The organism is Phaeocystidibacter luteus (genome assembly GCF_008933115.1).
GTDB classification, from domain to species: domain Bacteria; phylum Bacteroidota; class Bacteroidia; order Flavobacteriales; family Schleiferiaceae; genus Phaeocystidibacter; species Phaeocystidibacter luteus.
On record NZ_WBVO01000002.1, the window covers coordinates 242,600 to 266,407 of the forward strand.

Here is a 23,808-nt window from a genome sequence, read left to right on the forward strand (position 1 = left end):
ATTACAAATCTTGAAAATGATGCTCCCCAAAACAAGGAGTGGTTATTCACAATTTGTAGGAGTTTTCAACATGTCTTCAAAACTGCCCTTAGCTGAAAGCGTGATGTTTTCTGAGATAGAAAAAATGCAACTCGAAATCGCAAAAAGTTGGGGAAAGAAATGAACACCGATTGTTAAAAACCTCGTCCGAAATGAACTTCCTACGATCGGTTTAACCATGCTTCCGCAACTTCCTCTAAGTCGCGGTACCATTCTTCACCATATCTGCGCACAAGTCCCTCACGCGCAAATCGATATACCGGCACCTTCAATTCCTCACCCAGCGTGCACGCCGGAGAGCAAATGTCCCATTTGTCATAGTTGACCGCATCGAACGAGCGGTACTCTGTAATTCTAATCGGATAGAGATGGCAAGACACCGGCTTGCGGAAGTCCACAACCCCGTCTTTCCACGCCTTTTCAATGCCACAAAGCGTAGTGCCATCTTCCGAGAAAACGACATACGCACATTCGGCATCATTTACCAAAGGCGTCACCATATCACCATCGGAGTCAGTCAACCAACTGCCCTGCTCGCGAATGGCTTTCTTGCCTTCATCTCTTAAGTACGGTTCTAATTGAGATTGAATAGATTCCAATTTAACCGTCTCCTCCTTCAACAAAGGGGCACCAGAGTCACCCTCTACACAACACGCCCCCTTGCATGCCGATAAATTGCATACAAAGTCCTTCTCCAATATGTCCTCAGAAACTAAGGTTCTTCCAATCTCAATCATGCCACAAAGTTAGGGCAGTATTACAACACAGCCTAACCGTTAGGTTTGCCGCATACACAACGCGAACCAAATGGCAATCAGGATGTTATATCAGTATGAGCCCATTACCAAAGAACATAGTCGCTTGGATTTCAGGCCTCTCCGCCGCAGTCGGATTTTACATGATTTTGTTTTTGCTCCCTTTCGATTGGAGCGAAAGACTAGCCCTTTTTCTTGGCTTGGTGCTCCCAATTTTCACAATCCGAATGGTTTATCTAATCCTCAAGTCGGATTACGATAGAGAAGATTCCTTTGAGGATAGATTCTACGAAGATGGGAGTTTGAGGTCTGGGAGAAAGTAAGGTCTATACTCGTCGTATATCCAACACGCGAAGCTGAGGTTTAACTCTACCCCTGAATTCGTTTTCCTCAATATGGAAAGCGATTTCCAAATCTCCATCATGAAGTTCTTTTTCCCATGAGGCCATCTTGAACGCGATACAGTCCATTCCTGCTACAGTGAATTTCAGGTGGTCTTTGTTCGAACCAATCACTCTGACTCCGCTTACGCCATTCAGTTTCATAGAGAATATTGGAAGCGGATTGCCTGGTCCGTGTGGTTCAAACATCTTCAGTCTCCTCAAAAACTGATTATTCACCTCTTCCAAGTTCAGCTCTGCATCAATATGTATCTCAGGGGTCTTCTGCTCTTCTTTCAAGTTGTTGGCCACGTATTGGTCAAACGCGGTTCGGAATTCTGACAATCGTTCTTCTTCCATCGTCATTCCCGCCGCATACATGTGCCCTCCAAATTGAATGAGTTGTTCACTACACGCGTCCAATGCATCGTACAAATTAAAGCCGATAACACTGCGTGCACTTCCCGCTAAGACCCCATTGCTTTTGGTGAATACGACCGTAGGACGATAATGTGTTTCAATTAATCGTGAAGCCACAATACCTATCACACCTTTGTGCCACGACTCGTGATATACAACCGTGGAGTGTTCATATTCCGAAAGCGATTCAATTTGCTCTAACGCCAAATCGGTTATCGCAGAGTCAAGTTGTTTGCGCTCCGTGTTGTGTTGATTTATTTCTCCTAGAACACGCTGAGCTTCAAGTCCATCTTTAGACTTCAAAAGCTCGACTGCTGCCGATGCATGCTTAATTCGCCCCGCCGCATTGATCCTTGGCGCAATGGTAAAGACCACATCCGTAATCGTGAACTTACTCTTTTGCGCTGCCTGTATCATCAATCGTATGGCGGGCCGGTCTTGCATATTCAATACATCCATGCCCAGGTGGGCCAGCACTCTGTTTTCGCCGGTAATGGGAACGATATCCGCAGCTATACTGATGGCGAGCAAATCCAAATGCGCATGCAAAGCGCTTCCGTCTCTTCCGCGTAACTTTTCAATAGCAACGCAGAGTTTGTAGCCAACACCGCAACCGGAAAGTTCTTTATATGGGTATGTACAATCCTTCCTTTTTGGATCTAGCACTGCATAGGCTTCTGGCAAGCTCGCGCCCGGAGTATGGTGATCACCAATGATAAGGTCAATGCTCAATTCTCGGGCTAACTTCGCTTGTTCGTGGGCCTTGATGCCACAATCAAGCGCAATAATTACGCTGATGTCGTTGTCGCTTGCGGTTCGAATGCCCTCTTCAGAAAGACCATATCCTTCCTTGTAGCGGTCGGGAATATAAGTGACCACATGATCCGTAAAATCATCCAGGTAACTTGAAACAAGAGCCACAGCGGTTGTCCCATCTACATCGTAATCGCCATAAACCATGATGCGCTCACCACTGTCGATTGCGCGAATAACGCGTGCTGCCGCCTTTTCCATATCGGCCATCCGAAATGGGTCGTGCAGAAAGTCGGTAGAAGGTCGGAAGAATCTTCGCGCCGCCTCGAAGTCTCTCACACCTCTACTCCATAATATGGAAGTAAGGATTTCGTCAAACTTCAGACTGTCGCGCAGCTGCTCAAACTCACTCGAGCTGGGGAGCGCGTTGGATATCCATCTATAAGATTGCTGTGAACTCATATGCTTCAGCAATTTTACAAAAGGCTACGGGATGAAGTCGTGTGGTAAACGTTTAAAACGGTTCTCGTTTCAATCTTTCTTGTTGAAAGATTCATTTTGACGTTCAACGCTGTACTTATGGATGATTTGGAAGAGTTCTTGAATGAGTGCCGGACTCAAGTTTAGGTTCTTTCCTTGCAACCCGCGCTTGGCAAGTATCTCAAACCAACGGTCCATTTGAAAGATGGATATGTCGTTTTCCACTTTCACTTTCCCAATGGTGTCTACTACATCCATTCGCTTGAAGAGCAGCTCCACAATGTCTTCGTCAATTTCGTCAATCGAGTTTCTCAGAGCGTCGAGCTGACTATGCGCTTCTTCATTTCTAGGTTCTGCACTTCGGATGATCAACCGATCAATCATAGCTGAAAGCGAAGCAGGCGTAACCTGTTGCGCGGCATCGCTAAGCGCTTTATCTGGCGTAATGTGCGATTCTACCATGAGCCCATCCAGGTTGATATCCATGGCGGTCTGACTCACCTGTTCAACTAAATCTCGCGCACCCGCAATGTGGCTAGGGTCGCAAATGATGGGAATTTCTGGTGCTTTTGCGCGCAGGGCAAAACTCATTTCCCACTTGGGTTCATTTCTGAATGGAGCACTGTTTTCAGCAAAGAATCCGCGGTGTATAGCAGCAATTCTCTTCACGCCAGCTTTTTCCAACCTTTCAATAGCTCCCATCCATAATCCTAGGTCGGCGTGAATGGGATTCTTTACCAATACTGGGACGTCTACCCCCTTGAGGGACTCGGATATTTCCTGGACATAAAAGGGGTTGACCGTGGTACGAGCGCCTAGCCATAGGACATCAATTCCGGCTTTCAAACAATGCTCTACGTGACGTGCATTTGCAACTTCGGTCGCTACAGGAACATTCAGTTCGGACTGCACGCGTTGCAGCCATGGCAGGGCATTTGGTCCAATCCCTTCGAATGAATCGGGACGAGTTCTAGGTTTCCATACACCTGCGCGAATCACGGAGACTTTGCCGCTTTCGACAAGTTGACGGCTCGTTTCGAAGACCTGCTCTTCACTTTCAGCCGAACAAGGTCCGGCAATAGTGAAAGGGTGGCCTTTTACATTGAACCATTCGTGAAGGGCGCGTGTGCTTTTATCAGCTGCTGAAGTCATTAGTATGTCAACAGTTGTTCAGGAGTATGGTTTAGGCTCCGCCTAAGATTACCACGAATTCTCCTTTTGGGGCATTGGTTTCGAAATGTGCTTTTACTTCTGAAACGGTTCCGCGAATCGTTTCCTCAAATTTCTTGCTGATTTCTCGACTAACCGATATCGGTCTGTCGGCGCCAAAATAGGTTTCGAAATCCCCTAGTGTCTTTATGAGTTTATGTGGACTTTCATAGAACACCATAGTTCGCGTTTCGTCCGCCAATGATTTGAACTTGGTTTGTCGACCTTTCTTTGGAGGGAGGAATCCTTCAAAGGTGAAGCGATCACAGGGCAATCCGCTATTTACGAGCGCCGGGACAAATGCCGTGGCGCCGGGAAGCGTTTGTACTTCGATGCCTCTTTTGGCAGCCTCTCTTACGAGTAAGAAGCCTGGATCGGAAATTCCCGGAGTTCCTGCATCGGTAACGAGCGCCATGTTTCTCCCAGCGGCGAGCTCGTCTACAATGGAGTCAACAACCTTGTGCTCGTTGTGCATGTGGTACGACCGCATAGGCGTGTCGATGCTGTAATGCTTCATCAGAAAGCCTGAAGTTCGGGTGTCTTCAGCCAGGATGAGTTCAACCTCTTTCAGGATGCGCACGCTTCGGAAGGTCATGTCTTCCAAGTTTCCTACCGGTGTGGGAACGATGTATAGCATGGCGCAAAGGTCGCCTACTTATTGAAACGATTGGCAACTAAGTCCATCAATCGTTGCTCGGTTTCCTCTACTTCGCTCCAGTCGTAGTCAAGTTTCACCACATTTTGAACGAAGTCGATGGTTTCATCGTAGTCGTCCATGGTGTTGATTTGACTGATTACACGTTGGTAATCTTCTTGCGAACCCATGAATAATTGTTTCACGAAAGCAATGCGATCGTTCAGGCCGATATTCAATTTTGTAAGTCTTGAGCTTCCATTTGAGGAACTCTTAGCTTCTAGGGCTTCGACGACTTCTTTTGGTGGTTCTACAGCCTTCGGTTTTTCAGGCTCTTGAGCATTTGGAGCATCTTCTTTTACTGGTTCGGAAGCAGGTTGCTCTTTAGCAACTGGCTCAGGCGCTGGCTTCGGCGCTGGTTTAGGTGGGCCTTCAGGATGGGGAAGCACTTTTACTTCATCTCCAAACTGTCGTGAGGGCTGCTCTTCCTTCACAGGTTGTATTGGAGCTTCCGCCTTTGGAGCTGGGATATTTGTATCTTCCGAATCGGCTGAGGCTGCCGCCCTTTCCATCACTCTTTTTTGGAGAGTGTTGAGTGCGTTTTTGCGCTCTTCGAGGTAATTGGCAAGTAGCGCTTCTTCGTACAGTTCCTCCAACTTCTTGAGGATTTGAGGGTTAATCGATCCGTCGAGGTCTAATATTTCCCGACAAAGTTGGTTTAAGGTCTCCTTGTTGAACTGCGACATGTAGCGACTTTTTGCGAATGGCTTTTCTTAGCTTTGCTTTCGTTTGAAAACGCGGTTGGAAAGTACAAAATGTTTCTCGAAAACACAGTTAATCATAAGCACCACACTGGCTGGATAGAGGTCATCTGCGGCTCGATGTTTTCCGGTAAAACGGAGGAGTTGTTGCGGAGATTGAATAGAGCTCTAATTGGTAAGCAAAAGGTGCAAATATTTAAGCCTTCGGTAGATAAACGCTATCACGATTCGGCAGTTGTCTCCCATGATAAGAAGTCTGTAAACTCTACCGCGGTAGATAGCGCCGAACACATTCTCCTCCACGTAAGTGAAGATGTGGATGTGGTCGGAATAGATGAGGCACAATTCTTCGATGAGGCTATTGTAGACGTCTGTAACACATTGGCAAATAGAGGAATGCGCGTCGTTGTTGCCGGTCTAGACATGGATTTCAACGGCAAGCCATTTGGTTCGATGCCGCACCTCATGGCTATAGCTGAGTATGTGACGAAAGTGCACGCCATCTGTGTTCACACCGGTAACCTGGCCCATTATTCACACCGCAAGGTGTTGGGTGAATCCGTTGTGCTTCTTGGTGAACAAGACGAGTACGAACCGGTGAGTAGAGCTGCGTTTCTCAAGCTCCAACAAGAGAAAAAAGGCAAATGATCGGCGAAGGTTGGAAGATATCTGACATTGCCTCCGCCATGAACGGAGAAGTTCATGGAAATCCTGATTTGTTGGTAAGACAAGTACTCACGGATTCTCGCCGTTTGAGCTTTCCCAGCGATACCATTTTCGTGGCTCTGAAGTCTCTAAAGGATGACGGTCACCGTTATATTCCCGAGCTTTTTGCCAAGGGTGTCCGCGTTTTTGTGGTCGATCACATTCCACAGATTCATCGAGAGGAGGCCACGTTCATTTTAGTGAAGAGTACGTTCGAAGCTCTTCAAGATGCTGCAGCTGCTTGGCGTTCGAGATTCAACTATCCCGTGCTTGCTATCACGGGTAGCAACGGAAAAACCGTTGTTAAGGAGTGGATACATCAAATGCTGAATTCGGAGTTTCGAATTGTTCGAAGCCCAAGAAGTTACAATAGCCAAATCGGTGTTCCATTGAGCCTGTTCTACATGCGGGGTACACACCAACTTGGTGTGTTTGAAGCGGGTATTTCCCAGATGGGGGAGATGGAGAACATCGAAGCCATGGTCCATCCAGAGTGGGGCATTTTTACCAATATCGGGGATGCCCATCAGGAGCACTTTCCAGATTTGGAAACCAAGCTGAATGAAAAGCTGACCTTATTCGAGCGTTCGAAGCATCTTATATATTGTTCTGATTTCACGATGGTTGCCAATGCCATTCGAACTAAGTTTGGATCAGGCACGGTCAAACTGGTTTCGTGGGGACGAACACAGGAGGAATCCGACTGCTGGATTGAAAGCCAAAGCGAAGATGCGGAAGGCACCAAACTCAACCTTCGCTGGAAGAGCTCAAAGTTGGAGGTTCATTTGCCTTTCACCGACGGTGCATCTGTTGAGAATGCAATGCACGCACTCACATTTGCGCTTGCCTTTGGGGTTGGGCCAAAGATCCTGGTTGATGCTGTAAAGCGTCTTTCTCCAGTAGCGATGCGACTCGAATTGAAGAGCGCTCAACGCGGTTCGTCCCTCATAAATGATGCGTACAATTCGGATCCTCAATCGATTCGCATTGCCCTCGATTTTTTGCGTCAACAGCAGCAACACAACCGCAGAATCGTCATCCTATCGGACCTGGAACAGAGCGGTATGGACGAGAGCGTGCTTTATCCTCAATTGGCAAGAATGCTGAAGGAGCGCAATATATCCATGCTTATTGGCATCGGACCTGTTATTAGCGCTCATCAAGATACATTTGAAATTCCCTCCTATTTCTACCCGAGTACGCAGAGCTTCATCTCCGAAATGCCCATTTACGATTTGAGCGATTCCGCCATTTTGTTAAAAGGAGCTCGAAATTTTGCTTTCGAAAATATCGCCCACATTTTGGAGGAGCGCGCTCATGATACGGTTCTCGAAATCAACTTATCAGCCATCGCTCATAACCTTGGTTACTTCCGCAAGTTATTGCGCCCGGAGACCAAAATCATGACCATGGTAAAGGCATTTGGTTATGGAGCTGGGTATCACGAAATCGCCAATGTGCTGGAGTTTCATCATGTAGATTGGCTTGCGGTTGCTTATGCTGATGAAGGAGTGGAATTGAGAAAAGCTGGGGTTCAGACCAGAATTATGGTGATGAATCCAGGTGAAGACAGCTTCGACCAGATCATTAAGTACAAACTGGAACCAGAGATTTACAGCTTCAACTTGCTCCGAGCGTTTCATAGGGCTGTTCAACACGCTCAAAGTGATGTCCTTGCTGCCGCTGTTCCGGTCCATATAAAGATTGAAACCGGTATGAACCGTCTCGGCTTTGAGCCGAATAAGGTTGGTTTGCTAGTCGACGAGTTACTTGCTATGCCAGGTCTTCGCGTGGCAACTGTATTTTCTCACCTCGCGGCGAGCGATGATACATCTGAGGAAAAATTTACACGTGGACAAATCGCCAAGTTAGAGAAGGCTTCGGAAGAATTGATGGAGGGATTGGGTTACCCCGTAATCCGACATATCTTGAATTCATCGGGCATTCATAATTATATCGATGCCCAGTTGGATATGGTTCGACTTGGGATTGGACTCTACGGTGTTTCATCAGTTTCGTGGGAACGACATCACTTGGAAAGGGTGAGTCGATTGACGACGAAGATTTCTCAAATTCATCAAATCGGCGCGGGAGATACGGTCGGATATGGAAGGTCATTCAAAGCCGAGCATGCCATGAAAGTGGCTACGCTTCCAGTGGGCTACGCCGATGGCATCGATCGAAGACTGGGTAATGGTAGAGGAGAGGTTTGGCTAAAAGGTCAGCGTGCTACCATTCTCGGAAGAGTTTGCATGGACATGATCATGGTTGACGTGACCACCATCGATTGCAGAGAAGGCGATCATGTTGAAATCTTCGGAGATCACATTTCAATCTACGAGTTTGCTGAGCGAACTAGAACCATTCCGTATGAGATACTTACGTCCATTTCCGGGAGGGTAAAGCGGGTTTACTATCAAGATTAATATGGCTAGAGCACTGCGCTACATATTTGCCTTCACGCTTATTGTTTCGGTGGTTTGGCCCACCGGGGCAGCGATAGGTATGGGGCTCTCTACCGCGATGAGCATCCTTCTGCTTATTTTCCAAAAGGTGAAGTTAAACGTGCGTTTGCTGTGGCCATTTCTAGGATATTTTGTGTTGCTCTTGAGCAGTATTCTGTGGTCATCTGACGCTCAGAGCGCCACGCGAGGGGTGGAAGTTCAGCTTAGTTTCCTGCTTCTTCCTTTCATTGCGAATGTGCTTTCGGCTACGGGCTATTCTAGGGCAGATCTTTATGTGGATTTACGTCTTACCCTTCTCGTTTCATTTGTGTTCATGGGGGTAGATGCATACAATGCAATGGCCGAGTCGAGCTTTATCGAATCAATTGCGGGAAGTCAGTTAAGTCTGCCATTCGTACATCGTGCCTACTTCATGAATTACATTGTCCTCGCCATCTTCATCTGGTTGAGCTCAGAATCTAAACACGGAGTGTTGGATTGGGTACTCATTGCATCTATGGTGTTGATGCTGTGGGTTTTGCAAGGGCGAATGAACATCTTGGCCTTTGCGGCAGCTACTTGTTTAGGGGGCTTTGCGGCAGTTGTAAAGAAGAGCCGGAGATTTTTGTTTGGAAGCTTGGCGAGTCTCGTATTGTTGATGGTCTTTTATGTTGCTGATTTCATCCCAACTAGATTCGATGAAGATGTGGCCAAAGAGGTTCAAACTTCGGATGATGGAGTCCCGCAGTCTAATTCGCGCTTTTTTCTTTGGGAGATGGGCGCTTCAGTTTGGGGAGATAACCTTCTGCTTGGAGTTGGGGTTGGTGATGTTCAACAGGAGCTCAACAATCAATATGAAGAAGTGGGATATGAGTTTGCCCTTATCCGGAGTTACAATTGCCATAATCAATACTTGCAGACCGCTGTAACGATAGGCATTCTGGGTTTGCTCTTCATGATCTCGATCTTCCTTTTGCCTCTTGCTTCAGCGATTAAGAATAGAGATATCCTCTTGTTGTGCTGGGTGGTTTACATTGGTCTGGCGATTCTTACCGAATCGTACTTCGTGCGTTTTCACGGAGCTTTCTTTATCTCTGGAATCACCTCTCTTCTCTGGTTTACAACCAGGAGGGCATAGAAAGCTGCGAACCAAAGCACACCGGCTTGTCGCTCCAACATCGATTCGGTTGCAAAGCTCACTATGGCGAGGATTAGGAATCCAGCTACCATTTGATCTTTTTGCCTGAGAGCCCTAATCAGTGGGCCAAAGAGAATCAGGATTACTAAGATGAATCCTGCGAGGCCGTGCGTCATCCAAGCTTGGAGGAACACATTGTGTACGTTGTATTTCTTATCGTAGAGATAGTAGACCTTTTCCCCGTCCCAGAACTTAGCCTGGCAATCTTGCAGTTTGATGTGAAGGGCTTCATTGGCGCCGCCAGTTCCAGTACCGATTAGCCAGTTTTCTGAAATCACATCAGTTCCATATTTCCACAGGTAAACGCGATGATTCGTTTGCTTTTTCTCAACGACCCGATTGAACGATCGAATTTCGTGATAGGTTTCCACAATTCTTCTTTGGGTGCCCGGAAGTGAGATGAAAGCCACGACGAGTGCGACGATAGAGAGCCCACCGATTCGCTTCATCTTTTTTGTCAGTAATCCGGTCCTGAGACCAGAATAGATAACCGGTAATAATGCCAAAGGAAGGGCGATAAGCTGAATTCTAACTGAAAGCAGAACCTGCATAGCCAAGAAGACGGAACCGTATAGTAGAATCTCAACGAGACGCAGTTTGTTGATGGTGCTTCGTCGGTTGATTACTCGGTTTAGAATGATGAGTAATGCGAAGCTGATGTACATCGACAAGTAGTGTTGAGGTACGAGCTCCCAGGCCGACAAATGCTTGTAAAAGAAGTGCCGAACTTGACCGTCTTCAAGATAATTAGACAAGGCCAGGCCTAACAGAAGGATGCATGAAAGGGCCGTGGCGCGCACAAAATACCAGAGGATGCGGTGGATGGCTTCTGTATTCAAGGCCGCCAGACATCCCAACCCAAATGGCCAGGCAATGAGTGCTATTTGAACCTGCAGGTCTTTAGCGCCTTCATCGGGATATTCTGAATACGTCAGTCCGATGGCTACCAGTGCATAATAGGCAAGGATGGGCCAAAAGAAGGTGGATTTGCGAAGGTTGGACGCGTAATCTCTATTCAGAAAAAAGAGAAACACTACGCCCAAAAGCATGATGAATAAAGAGATGGGAGGGAAGTCCCATTGAAAAGGAAGAAGAACAACAAAAGCTGCGGTAACTATCTCCGTAGAGATAGCTCGCAGCTTCATATCATTTCTCCACTGACTAACCTTTTGGCGAAAGGATTTCGTCATATGCTGTTCTATCGTTCAGAAGTCGAATGGCTTCGAGAACTGTTTCATCATCGCGAAGCATGAACTCTATTTCGCCGCTTTCGTAGTAGTATCTGCCTACGATTTCACGCTCGAGAACATGTTTGATTTGGTCTTTGAAAGCTTGAAGGTCGTCATCCTTACGATCGGCGACAGCTCTTTCTAAAGTGGCGATCTCATCGGCCAAATCTTCGTTGTAGTTTTCTCTTTCGGCGGCCTTCTTCAAGCGCTCAAGGAACTTTTCCGTTTCCGTATCGTAGTGATACTCTTTGTCAGACAAGAAGTTGACAAACTCGCCGTATTCTGCTTCGGAGAGGCTGAATTCCGCAGGAGCTGATATTTCAGGATGGGTACGAACGTATTCCGTAGCGTATTCGAATAGGTGACCGTTGATAATAAGTGAATAGAGGATTCCGCTCATCTTTTCGAACTCGACATCTACGTCGGGATCTATTCCGCCTCCATCGAGAACGGTCCTTCCATTTTGTGTGGTGAAGGAGGTTCTGAGGCTGTCTGGAATTCTTGCGACCGAACCGTCTTCATTGCGCTCGGCGTAATTAATGGCTTGAATGCATCTTCCTGAAGGGGTGTAGTATTTGGCTATGGTAATCTTCACTTGAGCACCGTAGCTGAGAGGGCGACTTTGTTGTACGAGACCTTTTCCGAATGAACGTCGGCCCACAATAACACCTCTGTCTAAATCTTGAATCGTACCCGCTACAATTTCAGATGCGGAAGCGGAGCTTTGGTCTATGAGTACTGCGAGCTCCATTTCGGTGTCGAGTGGATTTCGTAGAGTGCGATACACTTGGTCAAGTTCGCGAATTCGACCTCTTGTGCTTACCACTTCTTGGCCTTTGTCGATGAAGAGGTTTGAAACGTTTATGGCCTCATTCAGTAGGCCGCCAGGATTGCCTCTGAGGTCGAGAACAAGCGATTGCATACCGTGATTATTCTTGAGGTCTTGAATCGCCGCTTTGATTTCAGGGCTTGCCTTGTTTGTGAAGCTACGCAGGACGATGTATCCGGTAGTTTCGTTGAGCATGCCATAGTATGGAACTGATTTTACTTGAATTTCTTCTCGCGTAAGCGTGATCTGCATGTCCTCTCCGTACCGACGTACAGTGAGTTCTGCTGTTGATCCAGGTGTTCCTTTGAGGAGTGCGCTTACGTCAGAGGTTTTGGCGCCTTTCATGTCTTTCCCGTCAATGGAAATGATAAGGTCGCCGGCTTTTAGTCCGGAATTGTCGGCAGCAAAGCCTTTATAAGGTTGTTCGATGGCCACGTAATCGCCAATAACGCGAATGGTTGCGCCGATTCCGCCGTACTGACCTGTTTGTTGGATTCTGAAATTCTCGACATCGTCTTCAGGGATGTAAACGGTGTAAGGGTCGAGATCATTGAGCATTTCGTTGATGGCATCTTCCATCAGCATGCTTGGCTCGGTTTCGTCTACATAGTACATATTCACCTCGCGGAATAGGTTGGTGAAAATGTCGAGTTGCTTGTTTATTTCGAAATAATCGAGCTTCCAGGCTGAGAAGATTCCGGTCATCAGAACCAACGCCCCTACGAAAGCTACTTTTTTCGCTGTGCTGTTAATCAACCTCATAAGTTGGGAGGAATTTCTATTCAAGTGCAGAAGTTGAAAGATACGATTTTAACGCTGAAACGTGGGCCTGCAGTATGTCACTGCGCTGAGCTACGGGAAATTTTTTCAAGAATTCGCGCTTGTGCTTTGAAGAGTGCTTTTTCAAGCTTCTCTACAGACTCTTTCTCTTCGCTGGTGTAGACGATGAGGATGGCTAGTTTTTCAGCGTTGAGAGCTCGGTGAAGCAGGGAGAGGAAGTCCTCTTTGTTTAGGCGCCACGCTTCGCGGAGTCTGCGTTTCATATGATTTCTATCGGTGGCCTTTTTAAACCTTCTTTTTCCGACGGCAAATGCGATTTGATAGGGAGCTTCGGTAGAAAGTGGAAGCTCTTTGACTATTAAACGGATGGGATATGCGCCAACGGATATGCCTCCTTTGATGAGCGATTCAAAGTGAGCTTTGTTGGTGAGGCGTTCTGTTTTGGGAAACCGCGGCATGGGTTCGAAGGTACGGCGAAAGAATAGTTTGTGTGGTGCTGGCGTGAGGGCAAAAAAAATCCAGGCACCTTCGCAGGGCCTGGATTAATTGTCAGTTCAAGTGTAAATTACTTATTCACTTGCTTGATGTATTCTTCGATGGCCTTGGTCATTGACGGTGCCTCAGGAGTTGGGGCTGGGATGTCGAGACGCAATCCTTCTTGCTCAACGGCGCGGGCGGTAGAAGTACCGAAGGCGGCGATGCGCGTGTTGTTTTGTTTGAAATCTGGGAAGTTCTTCATGAGGGAACGAATTCCTTCAGGAGAGAAGAACACGAGGATGTCGTAATACACGTCGGCCAAGTCGCTCAAGTCACTTGCAACGGTGTGGTACAGGATGGCGCGAGTGAATTGGATTTTGTTTTCCTCGAGAGTATTCGGGATTTCAGGCTTGAGAATGTCAGAAGAAGGAAGGAAGAAATTCTCGCCTTTATTCTTCTTGAGCATTGGGATCAAGTCTTTGATAGTTCCGTTTCCGTAATAAATTTTGCGCTTGCGGTATACTACGTACTTCTGTAGGTAATAAGCAATGGCTTCTGAGATACAGTAGTACTTCAAATCATTACTCACAGCGATGCGCATTTCTTCGCAGATGCGGAAGAAGTGATCAACGGCATTCTTCGAAGTGAAGATGATCGCGTTGTGATCAGCTGGATTGATTTTCTCCTTTCTTACATCCGAACCAGAAACTCCTTCTACGTGAATGAAAGGACGAAAGTCAACTTTCACCTTTTGCTTAGAAGCCAACATGTGGAATGGAGAGTTTTCCGTCTTCGGCTCAGGTTGTGACACCAAAATGGTCTTTACCTTCGTCATGTTCTAGCGCTGCGTTTCTTGATTATTACACGCCTGTCACATCATTAAAGCGATAATGAGTACAGGGCTTATTTCCAAGGCGCAAAGGTACAAAAGATTGTGATAAGAACGTAGTCGAGATTGTCTGAACAATACGATTGTTAGTCTAGCTAACGACCATAAATAGAGCACGATAAGTAGTGTCGCACCCACGTATCCCACGGCCGCTCTGTACTCACCGGCGAATGCCAACCACCAGATTAGGGGTGTAAGCCAGATGGCGGACCATCTTAAAAACTGACTTTTTTCTCTCCATGCAGCTGCATAAGCCTCTCCATCTTCAAAAATGAAGCCCGCAAGTTGGTAAATAGTGCCTTGAAGTGTGAGAAAAATGCCGAGCAAAAGGGCATATCGAATCAAAATGGCCCAATCAGAGAACACAACGTGGTCAGATTGAATCAAAAGTACACTCAGTGCGATAGCTAGAATGGCCCAAATTTCAAGTGACATGTTGAAGGCATCGAACCGTACCTCACGGCGCTGTGCGTCGGTCGGACGAATGGCCGCGCGCCAAAGTCCAGCAAACTGCTGAGGATAACTGTAGCGCAACGCCCCCAACAACAAAGTGCCCGCTGCAAGCAGCGAAAACATCCAAATGTTTGGGGTGAGAACTACGGGGATCTGGTCCATGGGGTAAAGGTAGGGACATGAAAGGCAAGAGGCAACAGGCGATAGGCGATAGGCGAGTTGGCGATTATCAATGAGTGGGAGGCTGGTTGTTTGTGGTGGGGCGGAACGACGCTGTGAGAAGTGATTGGTAAGGTGTTAATGACGTTGGGTTTGGTGAGTTGAAAGTGACGTGTTAGGCTCAAGCCTGAAGTCTCAAGCCTGAAGTCTCAAGCCTGAAGTCTCAAGCCTGAAGTCTCAAGCCTGAAGCCTGGAGCCTGAAGCCTGGAGCCTGAAGCCTGAAGCCTCAAGCCTAAGGCCTCAGCTGGGACCACCCCCACCCCCTGTGGCGAAGTTTCAAACTTTTATTGAATGGAGATTGATTCTCAGGTGGACAAAGCGGGGACATCCGGTGGACAAATCGTTGACACCTCACTCACACCCCAATAGGTGTATAACTATCCGTTTGTAAACGTTTACCACACGACTATAACCAGCAGAGTGCCGTAGCTTGAGACCGGGGAGGGGCTAGCCAGCCCCCTAATCGAAGTAACCCTGCAACATGTCCTTGTGAACTTATACCTTACGCCTGTCATCTAAGGTCTCAAGCCCATGGTCTGAAGCCTCAAGCCTCAAGCCTCGCGCCCGACGCCTCAAAAAAAAAAAAGTCCCCGCCAAAAAGACGAGGACTCAAGTGTGAAGCGATAGTTCGTTTTATTGAACCATGAACCGCTCTGCGAGAACGCGATCGCCTGCTTGAATGTGAATCAAATAGGTTCCGGTTTCAAGCTCTGTAACAGGTACGTTGAGCGTGTGGTCTCCCGTGCCAAGGAGGCCTTCGTTTTTGTTCATGATTTCTCTTCCATCCATTCCGAAAATGGAGTACACAACCTCGTTAGAAGAAGCAAGGCTAAAGTCCAAGTGCAATTCTTCCACCGCTGGATTCGGGTAAAGCTTCATGTCGCTGATTGTGAATTCCTCCACACCAATGCCCGAAGCCTTATCAAGTACCAAGGTTTGTGTTCCTACCTGGTCTCCCGAAGTTGTACCATTGCCATTTGCAAAGTTCACGGCAACATATACAGTCGACTGGTCCTCAGCCGTACCACTGTTCCATGTCAAGTCCCATGAGTTCACCCCCGCTGTTGGCGAAAGTGAAGTAGAAGTGTGAGTTGCAAAGTCGTTGAATACGTTTGTGCGACCATCCGCTGAGGTCAACGTTCCCTGATGTGTTCCACCAGCATTCTCTACACTGGCGGCGAATCCAATGCGCGTACCTTGACCTCCATTGGCGTCAGCCGAAATGGTAATCGTATAGTTGGTGTTTTCCTCAAATCCCGTAGCGGGAATGTCTGAAGTAATTGTGATGTTTTGTGTTGAAGCCGCACCTCCGGAGTGGCATCCTGAGGATAAACATGTTCTGTTGCTCGAGGCTGGACTTCCACTTCTGCCAGTTGGAGATCCTCCAGAATTTGAGATACCTACTTGGGATAAACCCAAAATTCCTAAGCCGATTAATGCGACGATGGGTAAAGATTGTTTCATTGATTGAAAGTTTAGTTCTGCTCTAAGTACGGAAACTCCAAAATAAAGGTTGCCCTCAGGCTCCTAACTCTTACATTTGTCGTTCAAAATGTAACACAATGGCTCAAGACTTGTTTCAATCTCCGGATTATTACAACATAGACGATCTCCTTAGCGACGAACACAAGTTGGTTCGTCAGGCTACTCGCGACTGGGTGAAGAGAGACGTTACTCCTATCATCGAAGACTACGCTCAGCGTGCAGAGTTCCCTAAGCAACTCATTTCTGGTTTAGCAGAAGTTGGCGCTTTCGGACCCTACATTCCTGAGGAATATGGCGGTCCTGGTCTAGACCAGATTAGCTATGGTCTTATGATGCAAGAGATTGAGCGCGGCGATTCAGGTGTTCGTTCTACTTGTTCCGTGCAAAGCTCATTGGTGATGTACCCGATCTACGCGTACGGTAACGAAGAGCAGCGCAAAAAGTATCTTCCAAAACTTGCCTCAGGCGAATTCCTCGGAAGCTTCGGTCTTACCGAGCCTAACTTTGGGTCAAACCCGGGCGGCATGGTCACGAACTTCAAGGACATGGGCGACCATTACTTGTTGAACGGCGCCAAGATGTGGATTTCGAACGCACCATTCTGTGACGTAGCCGTTGTTTGGGCTAAGAACGAGGAAGGACGCATCCACGGACTTATTGTCGAGCGAGGTATGGAAGGATTTACTACTCCAGAAACCCACAACAAGTGGAGCCTTCGTGCAAGTGCAACCGGCGAACTTGTGTTTGACAACGTGAAGGTCCCTAAAGAAAACCTTCTTCCAAATAAGTCTGGACTAGGTGCTCCTTTGGGCTGCTTGGACAGTGCTCGTTTCGGTATTGCTTGGGGTGCAATTGGCGCCGCAATGGATTGCTACGATACAGCGCTTCGTTACTCAAAAGAACGCATTCAATTCGGCAAGCCGATTGCTGGGTTCCAACTCCAACAGAAGAAATTGGCCGAAATGATTACCGAAATTACCAAGGCGCAATTGCTCGCATGGCGACTCGGTGTTCTCAAGAACGAAGGTCGCGCCACAAGTGCACAGATTTCTATGGCTAAGCGTAACAACGTTGAAATGGCCATCAAAATCGCTCGTGAAGCGCGTCAGATTCTTGGAGGAATGGGTATCTCTGGCGATTACAGCATTATGCGCCACATGATGAACCTAGAATCAGTAATCACGTACGAAGGAACACACGATATTCACTTGCTTATCACAGGTTTGGATATCACTGGCGAAAACGCGTTCAAGTGATACTACACATAGCACAAAAGAAGAACCCCGCAATTTGCGGGGTTTTTTATTTGGTGCCGTCGAAGCTAATCTGACGAGTTAGCAATTCCCAAAACATGATAAAATCACTCGCCAAGGAGTATCCTGGGTATTTGAAGGTAGCGGGTTTGTTCTTCTCGAAGAAAAAGTGACCTACCCATGCAAAGCCGTACCCTATGAAAGGGACTGCGGCAAAGAACCACCAATTCATTGTGCTCAGAAAAAGCAAGAATGAAATAAGTAAAAGGCCGGTTCCTGTAAAATGTAAGATTCTGGTTGTCTTCTTGAGATGTTCCGTCAGATAAAAGGGATAGAATTCCCGCAAAGTATTGTACTTCTGATCTGTCATGTTTGATTGGTTTGAGCAGGCAGAATTTACAAATTTCTCTGCACTCTATGCTTCCGGAAGCTCGGATATGAGTCTGATATAGAACTTAATGGCATTGTCTATTGCTTCAACTCCAACCCTTTCATTCAATCCGTGAAGTCGAGATAAATCGTCACTTTCATACATAAATGGATAGAAGCGGTAAACCTTGTCGCTCACGGAATACATCTGCCTTCCATCCGTTGCGCCAAGAACTAGATAGGGTGCCACAATCAGGTTTTCATCAGCAAAAGTGGTCCTTGCCGTAGCACCTATATATTCAAATGCCTCGGAGTCATATGCGGAAACGGGAGACGGATCTATACCCAAGTCATCATGAATGGAAATAGTTACGGGCAAACCCACGAGCGCATCCTTGTAATGTTGTAGCACGCTTTCTGCAGATTCGCCCGGCATGATGCGCGAGTTGCAAGTGAGAATGGCTTTTCCAGGAATTACGTTGTCTTTAATACCCGCCCTGGTTATTGTAGGCGACCAAGTCGTGCGAACTAACGCCGCGCCGCTTGGCGATTTCATGTAGGTGCTGAGGATCACGCTCTTCAGCAACCATTGGTTGTTAGCAGCCATTTTCATGGTGAATCCGGAATGCGGAGAAACGTATTTTAGGAAGCCTTCCATCGGACCTTCGAGTGTGGGTTCGAATGGAGATGCACTTAACCTATCAATCGCATCCGCAAGAACTAGAATAGCATTCGTGTCTTTCGGCATGCTGCTGTGGCCGCCTTCGTAATTCGCTTCAATATCAATACTGATATAGCCTTTTTCAGCCGTTCCTATTAGACCAACTGGGCTTTCAACCCCTGGGATGATTCCACTGGAAATTATGCCTCCTTCATCAAGCACCCAATCAAAACGAAGTCCTTTTTCTTCAAGCCATGCGGCCGCAAGCTCTGCGCCATTCGCTCCTCCAATTTCTTCATCTTGACCAAATACAAACCAAATGTCTCGAGCCGGCTGAAAGTCAGAGCGGATAAGTGCTTCGCACGCTTCCAGAATAGTGACTAGAGAGCCCTTGTCATCCAAGGTGCCACGTCCATATACGTAGTTGTCCACGATTTGTCCACTCCAAGGGTCGGCCTTCCATTCACTTGTCCCGCTTTGGTCCACCGGAACTACGTCTTGATGAGCCATTAGTAAGATGGGATTCTCACTAGTCACCCCATGCCAGTGGAGAATGTAGGTATGCGTACCCACGGTGTCTACCTCCATGGTGTGAAATATACCGGGATAGCTTTCGCGCATCCAGGCACCGAAACCGTTGAAGGCTTCCAAATCCATCATGGCCGGGTGGTGACTGATCGTTTTGAATTGAATAGCCTCGCCAAGTCTGTTTGCAGCGCTATCTAGCGGTTGGACTCTCAGTTCGGTCGTTCTGACAGCGGGTTGATAATCCTCGGCCATCGATGTCCTAAAAAGAATAATCGCCACCAAAATGATGACGATTATTAATATGCTATAGAGAAGTTTCTTCATGGAGATTCAGTCTTCCGCAAACGATTCTTGATGCGCTTGTATCCCGTAATCAACTTATTGTTATCCGGAGACCATAAGCACATTGGGCCTTCTACGTCGGCGTGACGCATACCCAAACGTTCAAGTAGAGATGTAGCTTTCGTTTGCATGGGACATTGAAGTTAGACAATGCCCGTGAACTTTCCTATACTCCGACTTCAGATTTTTAGAAATAAATCCTCCATTGGAACATCGGAAGCATGCCGATGGAGTATATACTTACTTCTTCCTCGGCTGCCGGATCCCAAAGTACATTTTGCACGTTTTGACGATTCGAGACATTCTGAACATCTAGCGCCCACTCTTGCGTAGTTCGCTTACCTTGAAGTCGGTACGCAATGCGCACATCCGCTCGGAAATACATTGGAAGCTGAAGCCCATACACGTTGTCCTCATCATAAACAGTCTGTCCCGCTGCTCTACTTGCGTCTACATCAATCGGAGTATATCGTTGACCACCCGCCACGTTCATGGATGCATCAACCGTTATGCTATGGCGCTTTGAGGCATTTGGGTCTTTCGTGATGACGAACTCTTTCCCACCTGCGATGTTGGCTACATAATCACTCGCAAAAGCTCCTTTTCGCCAAACTCCATCGCTTCCTTTGTACTCGCTATTGAATATGCTAACACTTGTAAAGAGGTAGAATCCGCGAACCATATACTGTTCAAGCGAAAGTTCAATCCCATAGTTTCTACCCTCTCCCTTGTTGTTCAAAGCGTCATTAGGCACACCACCAAATGTGCCGCCGTTTAAGAGTGAAAAAGCGCTGGGGGACTCTTGCGTGATAGCATCGTAGAGTCTCTGAAAGTAGACCTCAGTTTTAAAACGAAGCGTGGGTGAGAAGGTATACTTATGGGCGAGTACAAAATGATGACTTTTCTGAAAGTCGAGATCTCGATTCGGCTGATAGCTTCCACCCAGGTCATCTGCCACATTTCTATAATATAGATTCACAGGGGCCATTTGGGAGTGAAGGCCATAAGCCGCACTTACAGCATTTGCATCATCAATAGCATATTCTGCACCCACCCTCGGCTCCAGCATAGCTGAGCCATTTAAGCTGAGGATTTGAGCATGAAGGCCAGAGTTCACGGTCCAACGTGTTGCTGGACGATATTGCCATTCAACATAAGGCTGGTGAAGGCTGGTGAAATTCGCGATGTCAGTTGGGTTCACGTATCCATCACCAAAGGAGTATACGGAATCAAGCATGTCGAACTCGTGAATGTCGTTCCGAATACCAATCTGTAAGTCGTGCTTTGAATTGATGTGGTATTGCCAGTGCAAGTTTGCCGAGTACGTAGTGTTTCGGAAGTCCATTCCATAAAAAGCGTGTGCATCACCTTGGGTGTCGAGAGTGTCTAAGTAATCGTTGTCCCAAAGCGTTCCCGTACCCAGTGTAAGTTTCAGCATCGAATTCTCGCTGGTGTTATGAAAAATGTTGATTCCCATAACCGCTTGTTGACTCCTAGAGTAGGTGTTGGTTCCGGTTGCACCGTACAGGTCCTCGTCGTCTTCGGGGTCTCTCACGAAGTCAATTTTCGATTTACCCCACAATCCAAAGGCGCTGATACTCGTCTTTTCGGAAAGGCGCTGTGTAACCTTAAAGGTTAGGTCTTGATATTCCGGAACGGCAGTTCCTGTTCCGAATTCGAGGCCCATGGCAGCCATAATACCTAGAACACTGTAGCGGTAGTTCACTAGGTAAGAACCGTTACCCAAGGGGCCTTCAGCGCCTGCTTCGAATCCGTTGAATCCAACCTGACCAATGAATTCATGCCGTTCGTTGTTTCCACTTCTCATTTGAAGGTCGAACACGCCAGAAAGTGCATTGCCGTATGATGCCGGAAAAGCGCCAGTAAGGAAGTCGGAATTTTGAAGGACGTTATTGTTGAGCATGCTTACCGGTCCGCCGGTTTGACCGCTTTTGCCGTAGTGATTTGGATTGGGGATGTCGAGATCTTCAAGTCGCCATAGAAGTCCGTTGGGACTGTTTCCACGAATCACGATGTCGTTCACCGCGTCATTAGAATTCTGTACTCCTGGAAGTTTGGCGGCCATTCGAGCCACGTCGTTTCTTCCACCCGCGAAGCGTTGTGTTTCCTCGATTGAGAAGGTTCGAGCGCTAAGGGTTACCATTTCGTTCTTTGGACGCATAGCCGTGCTGGCGGTCACTTCAACTTCGCCAAGCGTCTGAGTGCCTTCCTTCATTTTGATTTCCAGGACAGTTTCTCTTGTGGCATTGTGGTCGATGTCGGCGATTTTCACGGATTGATATCCGAAGTTCTCAGCAAGCAACTCTATTCTTCCGGCGGGGACATTGTCTAGTTTGAACTTGCCGTCCAAATCTGAAACTGCCTCAAAGACGAGTTCCGATTGGTGTGTGATTGTGATTTTTACTCCAGGGATAGGAGTGGAGGTGAAGTTTTCGGTGATTACTCCTCGGACAGTCTGATTTAGGTCTTGTCCGCTGGCGATGAAGGTAGCCGCAAGAGCAATGAGGGTTAATAGTCGTTTCATGGTCTGTGCTTTGTGTTTTGGTCAAAGTTGAGGTTTGGGAACTTGTTGATAAACCAAAAGCGCATGAATAACCGTCAAGATGGAGTGAATGCTCCGCAGCAGGGTTTGAGTCGTCAACCCATTTTCAATTACCGAGCCACTCTTTAAATGCTCGGCTCTTATCGGCACTAATTATGGCTTCCTTTTTTGATGCCGGAACGAGGTCTACAAGTAATCGACTCTGACCATAAGGATGAACCTTGCTCACGCTGTCGATATGGGTGATTATCGCACGGTTGAGTCGAAAAAAGATTTTGGGGTTGAGCTTCTCTTCAAGCTGACTAAGATTGTAGTCGATGAGGTACTCCTTGCCTTGTTTGTCGATAATGAAGGTAAACTTCCCGTCTCCCAAGAAATGGGCGATTTCGTCTTGTTTGATGAGCGTAAAGTGTTGCCCCTCTGGAACGAGGAACCTCTCTTGATAAGCGGTTTCTCCCGATTGCAATTTTTTGAGGATTCCGAAGAGTTCTCGGGCTTCGTTCGCTCCACTTCTAAAACGCTCAAGTTTGTTGAATGCGCGTTGCAAATTCTCCTCGGAAATTGGTTTGAGAAGGTAATCGACGCTCATTAAATCGAATGCCTTTAGTGCGTACTGGTCGAATGCGGTGGTGAATATAACCGGACAGTTGACCTGTGCGGAATCGAACAATTCGAAGCTCAATCCATCACTCAGATGGATGTCCGCCAACAGCAGATCGGGTTGCCCCTTTTGGAATTTTTCGATGGCCTCCGAAACGCTCTCAATAGGGTCGGCAACTACCGCTTCTGGAAGTAGTTTTTGTGTGAGGAGTGCGAGCTTTTTACCGGCGAGCTCTTCGTCTTCGAGTATCCAAACATTCATGATTCGGTAGGGTTTGATGTCGATGGTTCGTTGCGCAGGCTTTCCGCGGTTAACAAAGGCATGCAAACGCGAAATGTGCTTCCGTTATCGATGCTCATAACGGGTGCTCCAAGGAGTCGAAGTCTTTTGTTCAGGTTTGATAGACCTGTACCCGTACTTGCCGGGGCATGTGCTTTTGGCTGATTAGGGTTGCTAATGCAGAGGTGATGCAACTCGGAAGTGATTCTGATTTTTAGCGGTTCGGCCCTCGACATCCGGTTGTGCTTGATGGCATTTTCAAGTAATTCTTGAATAGCCATGGGGAGGATATACTTCTCGCGATCGGCTTCGTCAATATCAATTTGAACATCTAATGCGGTGGAGAATCGCTCTTTTTGAAGTAGGAGGTAGGCATCGACGAAGCGTAGTTCCTCTTCTAGAGTGACAATGTGCACATCTTTCTTTTCGAGGATGCGTCGGTAGAGAAGCGAAAATTCATCAATAAACCGGATTGCTCTTGGAATGTCCTTTTCGATTTCGAGCATGGCCGAAAGCGTGTTCAAGCTGTTGAAAAGGAAATGCGGTTGTACTTGTGCCTTCAGTTGGTCGAGCTGGGCTTGAAGCTGCTGCTTTTCCATGCGCTGAACGCGCGTCAAACTATCTCTCCAAAGCTTGAAGAAATAGGCCCCTTCCATTATGAGGAGAACGAAGAAGGTAATGGCGAGTCCGAATACGATGTTGTTGACGTAATGAGCGCGAACGTTGCGCACTCCGCCCACAAATTCCAAGCTCAAGAAAATTACAAAGGCCTGCCAGGCGCCACTTAAGATGATGGATAATATCGATTCAAGAATGATTCGTTTGGCAGCTCCATTTTGCCAGGGATGATGAATTTGAAGCCATCGGACAATCAACGAATTAATGACGTAAAGCCCGATGGTGACAATGGTTGAGTAGGCAATGGTGTAGAGGCCCGACGACAATTCTCTGGATGTTGATCCAGTAGACAGAAACTCCACAGAAGTGAAAAACACAACTGGGAAGAGGCTGATAAAGATGATGTAGTAGTAATCTTTTCGTCTGAGAAATGCCATGGTGCGAATGTAGGTCGG

At 47.2% G+C, this 23,808-nt stretch carries 22 protein-coding genes; 5 read left to right on the forward strand and 17 right to left on the reverse strand.

Annotation, left to right across the window (positions count from 1 at the left end; genetic code table 11):
* Positions 1–200 precede the first annotated feature (200 nt).
* Positions 201–776: a DUF3109 family protein gene (locus F8C67_RS04905; RefSeq protein ID WP_151666690.1), complete on the reverse strand. Its 576-nt coding sequence runs from the start codon at positions 774–776 to the stop codon at positions 201–203.
* Between the two features lie 95 nt (positions 777–871).
* Between F8C67_RS04905 and F8C67_RS04910 the strand changes: the two genes are divergently transcribed.
* Entirely contained in the window at positions 872–1,117 is a 246-nt protein-coding gene (locus F8C67_RS04910) for a hypothetical protein (protein WP_151666691.1), read from the forward strand.
* Between the two features lie 3 nt (positions 1,118–1,120).
* On the opposite strand, the gene recJ is transcribed toward F8C67_RS04910, so the two are convergent.
* The 4 genes from recJ to F8C67_RS04930 all read right to left on the reverse strand — a co-directional run bounded on the left by recJ (position 1,121) and on the right by F8C67_RS04930 (position 5,416).
* A complete protein-coding gene (gene recJ, locus F8C67_RS04915; RefSeq protein WP_151666692.1) occupies positions 1,121–2,809 on the reverse strand; it encodes a single-stranded-DNA-specific exonuclease RecJ in 1,689 nt (562 codons plus the stop codon).
* Between the two features lie 69 nt (positions 2,810–2,878).
* On the reverse strand, positions 2,879–3,979 hold the full coding sequence (locus tag F8C67_RS04920; protein ID WP_151666693.1) for a chorismate mutase: 1,101 nt from the start codon (positions 3,977–3,979) through the stop codon (positions 2,879–2,881).
* A gap of 31 nt (positions 3,980–4,010) precedes the next feature.
* Positions 4,011–4,673 carry a 16S rRNA (cytidine(1402)-2'-O)-methyltransferase gene (gene rsmI / locus F8C67_RS04925; RefSeq protein ID WP_151666694.1) on the reverse strand — a complete coding sequence of 221 codons (663 nt, stop codon included), beginning with the start codon at positions 4,671–4,673 and terminating at the stop codon, positions 4,011–4,013.
* Between the two features lie 14 nt (positions 4,674–4,687).
* A complete protein-coding gene (locus tag F8C67_RS04930; RefSeq protein ID WP_151666695.1) occupies positions 4,688–5,416 on the reverse strand; it encodes a hypothetical protein in 729 nt (242 codons plus the stop codon).
* 69 nt (positions 5,417–5,485) lie between these two features.
* On the opposite strand from F8C67_RS04930, the gene F8C67_RS04935 reads away from it, so the two are divergent.
* The 3 genes from F8C67_RS04935 to F8C67_RS04945 are packed head-to-tail and all read left to right on the forward strand — an operon-like array spanning position 5,486 to position 9,718.
* Positions 5,486–6,079 carry a thymidine kinase gene (locus F8C67_RS04935; protein ID WP_151666696.1) on the forward strand — a complete coding sequence of 198 codons (594 nt, stop codon included), beginning with the start codon at positions 5,486–5,488 and terminating at the stop codon, positions 6,077–6,079.
* A complete protein-coding gene (locus F8C67_RS04940; RefSeq protein WP_151666697.1) occupies positions 6,076–8,562 on the forward strand; it encodes a bifunctional UDP-N-acetylmuramoyl-tripeptide:D-alanyl-D-alanine ligase/alanine racemase in 2,487 nt (828 codons plus the stop codon). Before F8C67_RS04935 ends, F8C67_RS04940 begins: the two co-directional genes overlap by 4 nt.
* Before the next feature lies 1 nt (position 8,563).
* A complete protein-coding gene (locus F8C67_RS04945) occupies positions 8,564–9,718 on the forward strand; it encodes an O-antigen ligase family protein (RefSeq protein WP_151666698.1) in 1,155 nt (384 codons plus the stop codon).
* Here the strand turns inward: F8C67_RS04945 and F8C67_RS04950 are convergent.
* From F8C67_RS04950 to F8C67_RS04975, 6 genes are all read right to left on the reverse strand, one after another.
* Complete coding sequence (locus F8C67_RS04950; RefSeq protein ID WP_151666699.1) at positions 9,655–10,968, reverse strand: O-antigen ligase family protein; 1,314 nt, start codon at positions 10,966–10,968, stop codon at positions 9,655–9,657. The two genes, F8C67_RS04945 and F8C67_RS04950, sit on opposite strands and share 64 nt — an antisense overlap.
* The gene (locus F8C67_RS04955) at positions 10,940–12,598 is read right to left on the reverse strand and encodes a S41 family peptidase (RefSeq protein ID WP_151666700.1); all 1,659 of its coding nucleotides are present in this window, start codon (positions 12,596–12,598) and stop codon (positions 10,940–10,942) included. The genes F8C67_RS04950 and F8C67_RS04955 overlap by 29 nt, the downstream gene beginning before the upstream one ends.
* Positions 12,599–12,675: 77 nt before the next feature.
* Entirely contained in the window at positions 12,676–13,074 is a 399-nt protein-coding gene (locus F8C67_RS04960; protein WP_151666701.1) for a ribonuclease P protein component, read from the reverse strand.
* Positions 13,075–13,181: 107 nt separating this feature from the next.
* Positions 13,182–13,928, reverse strand: coding sequence for a uroporphyrinogen-III synthase (locus F8C67_RS04965; RefSeq protein WP_151666702.1), 747 nt, complete (start codon positions 13,926–13,928; stop codon positions 13,182–13,184).
* A 36-nt stretch (positions 13,929–13,964) separates the two neighbouring features.
* The gene (locus F8C67_RS04970) at positions 13,965–14,597 is read right to left on the reverse strand and encodes a DUF4271 domain-containing protein (protein ID WP_151666703.1); all 633 of its coding nucleotides are present in this window, start codon (positions 14,595–14,597) and stop codon (positions 13,965–13,967) included.
* Positions 14,598–15,287: 690 nt separating this feature from the next.
* Entirely contained in the window at positions 15,288–16,118 is an 831-nt protein-coding gene (locus tag F8C67_RS04975) for a choice-of-anchor V domain-containing protein (protein WP_151666704.1), read from the reverse strand.
* Positions 16,119–16,216: 98 nt separating this feature from the next.
* Here F8C67_RS04975 and F8C67_RS04980 point away from each other — a divergent pair, with 98 nt between their 5' ends.
* On the forward strand, positions 16,217–17,395 hold the full coding sequence (locus F8C67_RS04980) for an acyl-CoA dehydrogenase family protein (RefSeq protein ID WP_151666705.1): 1,179 nt from the start codon (positions 16,217–16,219) through the stop codon (positions 17,393–17,395).
* 46 nt (positions 17,396–17,441) lie between these two features.
* Here the strand turns inward: F8C67_RS04980 and F8C67_RS04985 are convergent, their stop codons facing one another.
* The 6 genes from F8C67_RS04985 to F8C67_RS05005 form a co-directional block, all read right to left on the reverse strand.
* Positions 17,442–17,762: a DUF962 domain-containing protein gene (locus F8C67_RS04985; RefSeq protein WP_151666706.1), complete on the reverse strand. Its 321-nt coding sequence runs from the start codon at positions 17,760–17,762 to the stop codon at positions 17,442–17,444.
* 45 nt (positions 17,763–17,807) lie between these two features.
* Positions 17,808–19,274: a M20/M25/M40 family metallo-hydrolase gene (locus F8C67_RS04990; RefSeq protein WP_151666707.1), complete on the reverse strand. Its 1,467-nt coding sequence runs from the start codon at positions 19,272–19,274 to the stop codon at positions 17,808–17,810.
* Positions 19,271–19,423 carry a hypothetical protein gene (locus tag F8C67_RS14285; RefSeq protein ID WP_170266369.1) on the reverse strand — a complete coding sequence of 51 codons (153 nt, stop codon included), beginning with the start codon at positions 19,421–19,423 and terminating at the stop codon, positions 19,271–19,273. Before F8C67_RS14285 ends, F8C67_RS04990 begins: the two co-directional genes overlap by 4 nt.
* Positions 19,424–19,479: 56 nt before the next feature.
* Positions 19,480–21,837, reverse strand: coding sequence for a TonB-dependent receptor (locus F8C67_RS04995; protein ID WP_151666708.1), 2,358 nt, complete (start codon positions 21,835–21,837; stop codon positions 19,480–19,482).
* A gap of 124 nt (positions 21,838–21,961) precedes the next feature.
* Positions 21,962–22,717 carry a LytR/AlgR family response regulator transcription factor gene (locus tag F8C67_RS05000; RefSeq protein WP_151666709.1) on the reverse strand — a complete coding sequence of 252 codons (756 nt, stop codon included), beginning with the start codon at positions 22,715–22,717 and terminating at the stop codon, positions 21,962–21,964.
* The gene (locus F8C67_RS05005; RefSeq protein WP_151666710.1) at positions 22,714–23,790 is read right to left on the reverse strand and encodes a sensor histidine kinase; all 1,077 of its coding nucleotides are present in this window, start codon (positions 23,788–23,790) and stop codon (positions 22,714–22,716) included. The genes F8C67_RS05000 and F8C67_RS05005 overlap by 4 nt, the downstream gene beginning before the upstream one ends.
* Positions 23,791–23,808 lie beyond the last annotated feature (18 nt).

Excerpts from the sequence above, each read along its gene's own strand:
- F8C67_RS04990 (WP_151666707.1), bottom strand. The coding sequence starts at position 19,274 with ATGAAGAAACTTCTCTATAGCATATTAATAATCGTCATCATTTTGGTG.
- F8C67_RS04945 (WP_151666698.1), top strand. The coding sequence starts at position 8,564 with ATGGCTAGAGCACTGCGCTACATATTTGCCTTCACGCTTATTGTTTCG.
- F8C67_RS04960 (WP_151666701.1), bottom strand. The coding sequence starts at position 13,074 with ATGCCGCGGTTTCCCAAAACAGAACGCCTCACCAACAAAGCTCACTTT.
- F8C67_RS04930 (WP_151666695.1), bottom strand. The coding sequence starts at position 5,416 with ATGTCGCAGTTCAACAAGGAGACCTTAAACCAACTTTGTCGGGAAATA.
- F8C67_RS04975 (WP_151666704.1), bottom strand. The coding sequence starts at position 16,118 with ATGAAACAATCTTTACCCATCGTCGCATTAATCGGCTTAGGAATTTTG.
- F8C67_RS05000 (WP_151666709.1), bottom strand. The coding sequence starts at position 22,717 with ATGAATGTTTGGATACTCGAAGACGAAGAGCTCGCCGGTAAAAAGCTC.
- F8C67_RS04980 (WP_151666705.1), top strand. The coding sequence starts at position 16,217 with ATGGCTCAAGACTTGTTTCAATCTCCGGATTATTACAACATAGACGAT.
- F8C67_RS04940 (WP_151666697.1), top strand. The coding sequence starts at position 6,076 with ATGATCGGCGAAGGTTGGAAGATATCTGACATTGCCTCCGCCATGAAC.
- F8C67_RS04935 (WP_151666696.1), top strand. The coding sequence starts at position 5,486 with ATGTTTCTCGAAAACACAGTTAATCATAAGCACCACACTGGCTGGATA.
- F8C67_RS04910 (WP_151666691.1), top strand. The coding sequence starts at position 872 with ATGAGCCCATTACCAAAGAACATAGTCGCTTGGATTTCAGGCCTCTCC.
- recJ (WP_151666692.1), bottom strand. The coding sequence starts at position 2,809 with ATGAGTTCACAGCAATCTTATAGATGGATATCCAACGCGCTCCCCAGC.
- F8C67_RS05005 (WP_151666710.1), bottom strand. The coding sequence starts at position 23,790 with ATGGCATTTCTCAGACGAAAAGATTACTACTACATCATCTTTATCAGC.
- F8C67_RS04955 (WP_151666700.1), bottom strand. The coding sequence starts at position 12,598 with ATGAGGTTGATTAACAGCACAGCGAAAAAAGTAGCTTTCGTAGGGGCG.
- F8C67_RS04995 (WP_151666708.1), bottom strand. The coding sequence starts at position 21,837 with ATGAAACGACTATTAACCCTCATTGCTCTTGCGGCTACCTTCATCGCC.
- F8C67_RS04950 (WP_151666699.1), bottom strand. The coding sequence starts at position 10,968 with ATGACGAAATCCTTTCGCCAAAAGGTTAGTCAGTGGAGAAATGATATG.
- F8C67_RS04970 (WP_151666703.1), bottom strand. The coding sequence starts at position 14,597 with ATGGACCAGATCCCCGTAGTTCTCACCCCAAACATTTGGATGTTTTCG.
- F8C67_RS04965 (WP_151666702.1), bottom strand. The coding sequence starts at position 13,928 with ATGACGAAGGTAAAGACCATTTTGGTGTCACAACCTGAGCCGAAGACG.
- F8C67_RS04920 (WP_151666693.1), bottom strand. The coding sequence starts at position 3,979 with ATGACTTCAGCAGCTGATAAAAGCACACGCGCCCTTCACGAATGGTTC.
- F8C67_RS04985 (WP_151666706.1), bottom strand. The coding sequence starts at position 17,762 with ATGACAGATCAGAAGTACAATACTTTGCGGGAATTCTATCCCTTTTAT.
- F8C67_RS14285 (WP_170266369.1), bottom strand. The coding sequence starts at position 19,423 with ATGCAAACGAAAGCTACATCTCTACTTGAACGTTTGGGTATGCGTCAC.
- F8C67_RS04905 (WP_151666690.1), bottom strand. The coding sequence starts at position 776 with ATGATTGAGATTGGAAGAACCTTAGTTTCTGAGGACATATTGGAGAAG.
- rsmI (WP_151666694.1), bottom strand. The coding sequence starts at position 4,673 with ATGCTATACATCGTTCCCACACCGGTAGGAAACTTGGAAGACATGACC.